Consider the following 7,905-nt stretch of genomic DNA (forward strand, 5'->3'; position numbering starts at 1 on the left):
GTTACGCACCACCCCGTCAGTAGCTGAACAGGAGGGACAGCTGATAGAAACAGAAGCCACTGGAGCACCTCAAAAACACCATCATACACTAAATCAGTAAGTTGGCAGCATCACCTAACACTTGCATAAAGCAGGACAAAATATCATGACAAATAGAAAAAAGAAAGTTATTGGCTTAATCCCTGTTAGACTAGCTTCTACAAGATTACCAGGAAAAGCATTAAAAGATATCTGTGGATTACCTGCAATAATTCATACATACAAGCGCTCTATCATGGCCAGTCGGCTTGACGATTGTTATATTTGCACAGACTCAATTGAAATCAAAAGCGTTGCTGAAAAATATAATTGCAAGGTTTTGCTTACTGGTGAACATAGAAATGGTACTGAGCGAATTTTTGAAGCTTCGCAGGGTTTAGATTATGATATCATCATAAATATTCAGGGTGATGAAGCTCTTGTGAATCCGGATCATATAGATGCCATTGCCGAACTAATGATTAACGATTCTGATATTGAATATTCCCTTGGATTAACTAATTATGAAAAAAGTAATGTACCTCAGGATTTCAAAGGAATTGTTGATCTAAATAACAATTTAATTTATTGTTCACGCAGCGATATTCCAAACCAGAGTATCAACACTTCGCCATTCAAAAAAGTTGTTTTCATAATAGGATTTACACCTGATTCAATAAAACAATTTGTGCAATGGCCTGAAACTCCGCTGGAGAAAGCAGAGCCGAATGAGTTCTTAAGAATAATTGAGCACGGGCATAAAATTAAAACAACTAACTTGGACAACGCTCATATTAGTCTTGATACAATTGAAGATCTCAATGAAATAACTCGCATAATGCAAAACGATAGTCTTTTTTCACTATATAAATAAAGGGAAGTAGTCACATGTATCTAGTGGATATTGTAGAGATAATTAAAATAAACCTCGATAAAATAATTCGCCTAAGAGATTTATTTGAACAAAAAGAAGATGGTAGCTATGTTAGCCAAGGTGACCTATTAGTTCAAAAACTAGTAATTAATTATATTAAGGTAAATCTACCAAATCACCAGTTAATATCCGAAGAGTTGGCACCCTTTAATGGGATTACGTGGAAACCAAATAGCTCTTACATAGTACTTGACCCGATAGATGGTACCGAAAATTTTGTCTCCGGACTTAAAGAATGGGGAGTTGGTATCAGTATTTACACCGATGGTATACATCAAGAGTCTTGCATCTTCCTGCCTGAGCTTAACGATTTTCATATTACCGGTATGCCGTTGGCTCATCATAGATCCCGAATTCGTGGGTTATCCTCTTCTCTCACAAAGCAAGATTTATTGCAGCTGGAAGAAGGCTTTGAGTACCGAATTATAGGTTGCTCAATGTACAATATGCTTGCTGCAGTTCGTGGCGCTTATGCAAGCTTTGAAAACGTTAAGGGTGTTAACTGCTGGGATATTTTACCCGGCCTGAACTTTGCGTTGGAACATGGTTGTGAAGCATTAGTTGATGGCAAGCCTTATCAAGGCCAAATACTGTTTCCTACTCAAAAATATAAAATCAGCATTAAGAAACAGCATAAGGATATCGCATGAACCAAATATTAAAACAGACAATCGCTGATAAATCCGGCCGTGATATTGTTATTATCGGCAAAGGACCAAGTGTTGATAGCATTGATCTCTCATTATTAAAAAACTGTATCGTTATTAACACCAACGACTCAGAACTAATCTACCCGGGCGATATTGCTGTGTTTCATCATGGTTGGGTTCTCGATATTTTTGATGAGCATGCTCCGCAATGTAAGTTGTATGTATCAGACCGTTCGCTGCCACCAGGCACGAGCCACATTGCAGCTGAATTTGTACCTTACACTCCAGAATCCGCAGACTTCCTGATTCATCGTTTCTTCGAAGAAACCATTTATATTGAAAGCGCTATCGTCGTATCGGCACTGAAGATCGCAAATCAAATTGCCAATCAGGAAAACGCTACTAAAAACGTTTACCTGCTTGGATTTGATTTCACGACAAAAGACGGCTTCACTAATAAAATCCCAACAGCAGCGATGCATGCTGAGCCTGAGTATCAGGAACGCATCATTAGCAGTCAGGAACAACTTCTGAAGATGCTGTTGGCAGAAAAATCACGTCTGAATATCAATATCAGCCATGTGGGTAACAAACCTTATAGCGTCTATTCTGTTGATGCCTTTAACCAGGTCTTTACTGCTCGTCATCGTGGCGTGACTCTGCCGCAAAGCAGTCCTGTACAAAACACAGCGAAAAACTATGACGTAAAAGTAATTGCAGAGATCACGACTAACCACTTCGGTGATATGGATCGCCTGAAGTCTATGATTGTTGCTGCTAAACAGGCAGGTGCGGATTACATCAAACTGCAGAAACGTGATGTTGAAAGTTTCTACAGTAAGGAAAAATTAGACTCTCCGTATAATTCGCCATTCGGAACGACTTTCCGTGAGTACCGTCATGGTATTGAGCTGAACAAAGAGCAATTCGCTTTTGTTGATACGTTCTGTAAAGAGATTGGGATTGGCTGGTTTGCTTCTATTCTGGATATGCCGTCTTATGACTTTATCAGACAGTTTGAGCCGGACATGATTAAGTTGCCGTCCACAATCTCTGAGCATAAAGACTATCTGGCCGCAGTTGCAGCAGACTTCACAAAAGATGTGGTCATTTCAACTGGTTATACAGATGAGGCTTATGAGGATTTCATTCTTAATAGCTTTACCAAAGCTCGAAACATCTATCTTTTACAGTGCACTTCTGCCTATCCAACGCCGACTGAGGATACGCAGATTGGTGTGATTAGACACTATTACAATCTATCGAAAAAAGAACCACGTATTATACCGGGTTTTTCCAGCCATGATATTGGCAGCCTTTGTTCTATGATGGCAATTGCAGCCGGTGCCAGAATGATTGAAAAGCACGTTAAGTTTGGCGACGTAGCCTGGTCTCACTTCGATGAAGTGGCCATTGACCTGGTTAACGGCGATTTCACCAAATTTGTAACTGATGTGCGTAAGGCTGAACGTATTGTTGGAAGTGAAGTGAAAGAGATCCAGGCTACAGAGCACCATAAATATTGGATCGCTCCGAAATAATGCATTGAAGCTGATGTAATCATTTTCATACCTGGCTTGTAACACTTTAGAAAATTCTTAGCCACTTGCTTTGCAAGTGGCTTAACCAACGATATAATAATATTAATCAAATCTAGAGTGTCTGAACCGGATGACCAATAAATACTCGCTTATCACAACACCACTTGTTACCTCTGATGAGCAGTTACGCTGGAACATTGATACCTCATCAAATCAAAAACCTTTAAAACTTACAAATGGCCGTATCGAGCTTTACGGCTGGCTACTGGCAGAAGGTGAACGTGCCCCACGTATCGCCATCAAGAATGATTACGCTACCTATAGCTATCCATTCAATGTCAAACGTCCTGATGTGATAGCTGCCATCCTGCAGCAGCCAGAGGATAATCATCCTCGCCTGAGTTGTGGGTTCAGGATTAACGTGCCCTTCTCTTCTAAAATCACCCTCGGACTGGAGTCCGATGGCTTGATTACTTGGCTGACGGAGTTGAATTTCTCCCCAGCCTGATAACTGTTTTACCTTGTGCCAGCTTTCATCGGTTCTGCTGACGCTGGCACGGTATTCCGAAAATCGGTTGGATAACAATTTGAACCTTTATATAGCCGCCATCGTTAAAGATGAATTTGCAGGCCTGCTTGAATGGATAGCGTATCACCGGGTTTTAGGCGTAAGCGGATTTATGATTGCCGACAATGGCAGTCGTGACGGAAGCCGCGAGTTGCTCTCTTCCCTGGCGCGTCTGGGGATAGTGAAAGTTCTCGATCAACCGGATTTGGTTAATCAAAAACCACAACTCCCGGCATACGAGCGCATTTTACGTAGTTGCGCCCGCGATATTGACCTGCTTGCCTTTATCGATGCTGATGAATTTTTATTGCCCTTGTCGCCTGATGTAAATCTGGTTGATTTCTTCGTATCACACTTTAATGACGAAAGCGTCAGCGCCATTGCGCTTAACTGGGCTATTTTTGGTTCCAGTGGCGAACTTTTTGCCGAAGAAGGCCTGGTGACGGAGCGTTTTACTCATCGCGCACCGATTAAATTTAACGTCCACCACAACGTGAAAAGCGTGGTAAAACCCGAACGAGTGAACCATTTTCATAACCCACATTTTGCAGATCTGCGCTACGGTCGTTATATCGATGCGCTGGGTAACGACATGGTTTTGCATCCAAAACACGGTCCTGGCGTAAGTGCCGAAGTGGTCTGGAACGGCGTTCGGGTCAACCATTACGCGGTCAAATCACTGGAAGAGTTTTTACTGGGTAAACATCTGCGCGGCAGCGCCGCCTCGGCCAACCGCGTAAAACACAAAGCCTACTTCAAAGCCCACGATCGCAACGACGAGACCTGCCTGCTGGCGGCGGCCCTGGCCCCTAAAGTCAAAGCCGAAATGGCAGTACTACAGGCCCAGCTGGATGCCTTGCCAGCAGAGGTGAGTCCACAGAAAAACGATTCCTGGCTGGCAACGCGCGTCAAAAAGTTAATCGGCTAATCTACGTTTTTTCATATTTCGACAGGAGTCAGAAGCGGGCTTCCCCCGCTTCCGGGTAGTGAATCCACTCATGCAAAGCGATTACCACTGGCACACTCTGGCACTGCCAGACCCTTCTTTATCCCGCGCGGGCTGGTTTTTGATCCAGGGCACCCTGCGTGCCCGTCAGCCGCGGGGTGAAACCCGGCTGCGCTGGCAGTGTCAGGGTGAATGGCATGAACAGATCCTGCCGATCACCCGTCGCGGCACGCTTCAGGAGCTGGTGTGGTTGCCGGTGGGAGCCTGCCAGCCAGGGCTGCTCGCCAGCAGCGAAGGGGCGGAATGTGAGCTTAATATTACCCGTTTTGCGCAGGTGTCGGCGGCCAATAGCCTGTGGCGCCGTCTGCGCCGGGTGTGGCCTTTTTATCAGCGCCTGAATGCACAAAAGCGCAGGCGTCTGGGGCTGTCCTGGCACCTGTGGTTTACCGATTTACAGCAGGCTTACGCGCTGGTGGGCAAGATCCGCGACGACAGGCCGCTACACGCCTATGAACACTGGCTGGCTAATTTCGATATCGTGCAGCCAGGTGAGCGCCGACTGATCGATCGTCTGCTGGCCCGCTGGGGCAACCTGCCCCGCGTCTGCCTGCACCTGGTGAACGGCGGCGATGAGGCCGCACGCCAGCGCACGCTCGCCAGCATTGCGGCACTCTGTTACCCGGCAACCCATATCACCGTGCTGGAACAGCCCTCTACGGCGGGCAGGCCAGCAGGAGAATGGCAGTGGGCCGTTCCGGTGGGGGCGGAACTTGCCCCGGCCGCACTGGTTTGGCTGGCGCACCAGCTGCGTCAGACGCCAGAGGCGAAATGGATCTACGGCGATCACGATCTGCTGGATGAAAAAGGTAAACGCCACTCGCCGGACTTCAAGCCGGACTGGAACGAAACCCTGCTGCACAGCCAGAACTATATCGGCTGGAGTGGCCTGTGGCGGGAACAGGGCACCTTCGCCATCCCGCAGGACGGTGCCGAAAACTATCGCGGATGGTTACAGCTGGCCCGGCAGCATACGCCAAACGAGATCGCGCATATCCCTGCCCTGCTGATGCATGTCCCGGATACGCTTCCTCAGCAGGATGGCTACGAGACGCTGGCCAACATGCTGCAGGATCTGCCTGTTGGCGTGACGCTGGAGTCTGCTCCGCACGGCATCTGCCGCTGGCGCTGGCCGCTTCCGGAACAGCTTCCGCGGGTGTCGGTGATTATCCCCACCCGCAACGGGCTGGCGCATCTCAGGCCCTGTATTGAAAGCCTGGTGCAGCACACCCGTTACCCGAATATCGAAATCATGGTGATGGATAACCAGAGCGATGACCCGGAAACCCTGGCTTATTTTGATCACATCACCCGTGAATACGGAGTGCGGGTAATCGCCTGGGATCATCCGTTTAACTACTCGGCGATTAACAATGCCGGGGTGCGCGAGGCCACGGGCGAGCTTATCTGCCTGCTCAATAACGACACCGAGGTGATCAACCCTTTGTGGCTGGATGAGATGGTCTCCCACCTGCTGCGCCCGGGCGTCGGGATCGTGGGAGCACGGCTCTTTTACGGCGATGGCCGGGTTCAGCATGCGGGTGATGCCGTCGGGCCAGGTGGCTGCGCCGATCATTTTCACAGTGGCCTGACCGCCGATGAACCCGGCTACCAGCGCAGGGCGGTGAGTGCGCAGGAGCTGTCTGCCGTGACGGCGGCCTGCCTGCTTACCCATCGCCAGCTCTTTTTGTCCCTTAACGGCTTAGATGAAGTGAACCTGCCGGTGGCCTTTAACGACGTGGATTACTGTCTGCGGGTCGGCGAGGCTGGCTGGCGGATCGTCTGGACGCCCTTTGCCGAGCTTTACCACCACGAGTCGGTATCCCGCGGCAAAGATGTCACGCCCGAACAGCTGGCGCGCTCCCAGGGTGAGCTGCGTTATATGAAAAAACGCTGGGCGCAGCGGCTTACCCACGATCCTGCATACAATCCCAACCTGAGCTATGACCGACCCGATTTCTCGTTAAGTCATACTCCTAATGTGGTGCTGCCATGGACGAACTGATCAGAAAGGCACTCTTTAAACCGTATCTGAAGTTGAATAAGCAAAGCAGCGAGACGCAGCCGGACAGCTGGCCCGAGTGCCGTTCATTGCTGATCCTGCATGAGGGGAACTCACCGACGCTGGCCTATTTTGAAGCGGCGATCAGAAGCCGTTTTCCCGACGCTGTCTGTCAGCTGGTGGATACCTTAACCACGCCGGCTATCGAAGTGGATAAAGGGGCAGCCATCGTGGTCATTCGCTTTATCTCCTCGCAGTGGCAGCGCGAAATTGCGCGCAACATGGATGACCTCTCCCAGGTGGTCTATTTTATGGATGACGATCTGTTCGATCCGTCAGCCTTAACGGCGTTACCCAAAGCCTACCGGACGAAAATTATCCGACGTTCTGCGGCCCAGCACCGCTGGATCACCACCCATTGCGATACCATCTGGGTCTCGACGCCCTATCTGGCCAATAAATATGCGCATCTTAACCCTGATGTGGTGCCCGCCCAGCCGACACCGCGGCTGCTGGCCGTAACCCGACCGGTGAAGATTGCCTATCACGGCTCCAGCTCGCACCAGGCAGAAAAGTACTGGCTGCGTGAAGTGGTCGAAGGCGTGTTGAACCAGTGTCCGCAGGCCAGCTTCGAAATTTTTGGCGAGCACGAAATCTATAAACTGTACCGCGACCTGCCGCGCGTGACGGTATTACACCCGATGAGCTGGCAGAACTATCTGGACTACACGCAACATCACCGGGTTGATATTGGCCTGGCCCCGTTACTGGAATCAGAATTTAATATGGCGCGCGGGCCGGTAAAATTTTATGATTTCGTGCGCATGGGCGCGGTGGGGGTCTACAGTAATTGCGCCCCGTACAGCGACTTTATCGAGCAAAATATCAATGGCGTGCTGCTGAACAACGATCCGCAAAAGTGGATCGACACCTTATCGCTGCTGGTAAATTCCGGGCAAAAACGTCAAACGCTGGCGAATAATGCGAAGGAATACACGTACTCGTTAATGAGTTAAAACAGAACAGCACGGGAATACCGTATTCCCAACCTGCATCAGGCCTTGTTTCCCCATGCAGGGAAAATTCATGAACATGCCCGTATTTACAGGCTTCGTAGTGTAGCAGGTTCTCAAATTTTGAACTTTATGAGTTAGCGCTATCACACAACAATCAATTATCCGATGATCGA

The 7,905-nt window shown here is 48.8% G+C and carries 8 protein-coding genes; 7 read left to right on the plus strand and 1 reads right to left on the minus strand.

The window, feature by feature from the left end; genetic code table 11:
* The coding region (locus tag FHC48_RS23720; protein WP_001623223.1) for an IS1 family transposase at positions 1 to 60 on the minus strand (60 nt) is incomplete at its 3' end.
* An 85-nt stretch (positions 61 to 145) separates the two neighbouring features.
* Here FHC48_RS23720 and FHC48_RS22570 point away from each other — a divergent pair.
* The 7 genes from FHC48_RS22570 (at position 146) to FHC48_RS22600 (ending at position 7,732) form a co-directional block, all read left to right on the plus strand.
* Positions 146 to 892, plus strand: coding sequence for a 3-deoxy-manno-octulosonate cytidylyltransferase (locus FHC48_RS22570; RefSeq protein WP_220420609.1), 747 nt, complete (start codon positions 146 to 148; stop codon positions 890 to 892).
* 14 nt (positions 893 to 906) lie between these two features.
* Positions 907 to 1,602, plus strand: a complete 696-nt coding sequence (locus FHC48_RS22575) for an inositol monophosphatase family protein (protein WP_220420610.1) — start codon at positions 907 to 909, stop codon at positions 1,600 to 1,602.
* Positions 1,599 to 3,143 (plus strand): N-acetylneuraminate synthase family protein, encoded by a 1,545-nt coding sequence (locus FHC48_RS22580; RefSeq protein ID WP_220420611.1) that lies wholly within the window; start codon positions 1,599 to 1,601, stop codon positions 3,141 to 3,143. Before FHC48_RS22575 ends, FHC48_RS22580 begins: the two co-directional genes overlap by 4 nt.
* 130 nt (positions 3,144 to 3,273) lie before the next feature.
* On the plus strand, positions 3,274 to 3,651 hold the full coding sequence (locus tag FHC48_RS22585; protein ID WP_150321473.1) for a hypothetical protein: 378 nt from the start codon (positions 3,274 to 3,276) through the stop codon (positions 3,649 to 3,651).
* A gap of 79 nt (positions 3,652 to 3,730) precedes the next feature.
* Positions 3,731 to 4,639: a glycosyltransferase family 2 protein gene (locus tag FHC48_RS22590; protein WP_060617863.1), complete on the plus strand. Its 909-nt coding sequence runs from the start codon at positions 3,731 to 3,733 to the stop codon at positions 4,637 to 4,639.
* A gap of 70 nt (positions 4,640 to 4,709) precedes the next feature.
* The gene (locus tag FHC48_RS22595; RefSeq protein ID WP_060617864.1) at positions 4,710 to 6,719 is read left to right on the plus strand and encodes a glycosyltransferase; all 2,010 of its coding nucleotides are present in this window, start codon (positions 4,710 to 4,712) and stop codon (positions 6,717 to 6,719) included.
* Positions 6,707 to 7,732: a hypothetical protein gene (locus FHC48_RS22600; RefSeq protein WP_016236891.1), complete on the plus strand. Its 1,026-nt coding sequence runs from the start codon at positions 6,707 to 6,709 to the stop codon at positions 7,730 to 7,732. The genes FHC48_RS22595 and FHC48_RS22600 overlap by 13 nt, the downstream gene beginning before the upstream one ends.
* The last annotated feature ends 173 nt before the right edge of the window (positions 7,733 to 7,905 follow it).

The sequence above is a fragment of the Enterobacter sp. EC_50 genome (assembly GCF_019584525.1).
Lineage (GTDB): Bacteria > Pseudomonadota > Gammaproteobacteria > Enterobacterales > Enterobacteriaceae > Enterobacter > Enterobacter roggenkampii.

Bases quoted from the DNA above. Each gene is read 5' to 3' on its own strand.
- FHC48_RS22595 (WP_060617864.1), top strand. From the start codon at position 4,710: ATGCAAAGCGATTACCACTGGCACACTCTGGCACTGCCAGACCCTTCT.
- FHC48_RS22570 (WP_220420609.1), top strand. From the start codon at position 146: ATGACAAATAGAAAAAAGAAAGTTATTGGCTTAATCCCTGTTAGACTA.
- FHC48_RS22580 (WP_220420611.1), top strand. From the start codon at position 1,599: ATGAACCAAATATTAAAACAGACAATCGCTGATAAATCCGGCCGTGAT.
- FHC48_RS22585 (WP_150321473.1), top strand. From the start codon at position 3,274: ATGACCAATAAATACTCGCTTATCACAACACCACTTGTTACCTCTGAT.
- FHC48_RS22600 (WP_016236891.1), top strand. From the start codon at position 6,707: ATGGACGAACTGATCAGAAAGGCACTCTTTAAACCGTATCTGAAGTTG.
- FHC48_RS22575 (WP_220420610.1), top strand. From the start codon at position 907: ATGTATCTAGTGGATATTGTAGAGATAATTAAAATAAACCTCGATAAA.